Origin of the sequence: Pseudomonas koreensis (genome assembly GCF_036668835.1) — a bacterium.
In the GTDB taxonomy this organism is placed as follows: domain Bacteria; phylum Pseudomonadota; class Gammaproteobacteria; order Pseudomonadales; family Pseudomonadaceae; genus Aquipseudomonas; species Aquipseudomonas koreensis_I.
Genome location: NZ_JAZEVW010000046.1, coordinates 1 through 352, shown reverse-complemented (window position 1 = coordinate 352; position 352 = coordinate 1). Strand labels below are relative to the sequence as shown.

The 352-nt window shown below is 60.8% G+C and carries 1 protein-coding gene; it reads right to left on the bottom strand.

The window, feature by feature from the left end; translation table 11 throughout:
• The coding region (locus V6F91_RS27650) for an immunoglobulin-like domain-containing protein (protein ID WP_332769950.1) at nt 1–352 on the bottom strand (352 nt) is incomplete at both ends.

Below are 352 nucleotides of genomic sequence, written 5' to 3'. Positions count from 1 at the left end.
GTCGCGGTGCCAGTGGTCTGGCCCACGCCGATGGTGATGGTTTGACCGTTGGCCAAAGTTACCACTACTGGAGAACCGGTTACTGGCGCACCGACAGTTGCGGTGTAAACGACGTTGCCGCCCTCGGCTGTCGACTCGGTCGCGGTCAGTTTCACCGTGGTCGTATCGATGGTGTCGGTCACGCTGGTCACTGCTGGAGTCGTGCTCGGCACCAGATTTTCGAAATTGCCACCGGTGGCGCTGCTGATCGTTGCCTGCACGGAGCCAGCATCTTTGTAGACGTCATCGGACGGTGCCGGAACAGTTGCGGTGCCAGTGGTTTCGCCTGCCTTGATGGTGATCACGGCGCCGT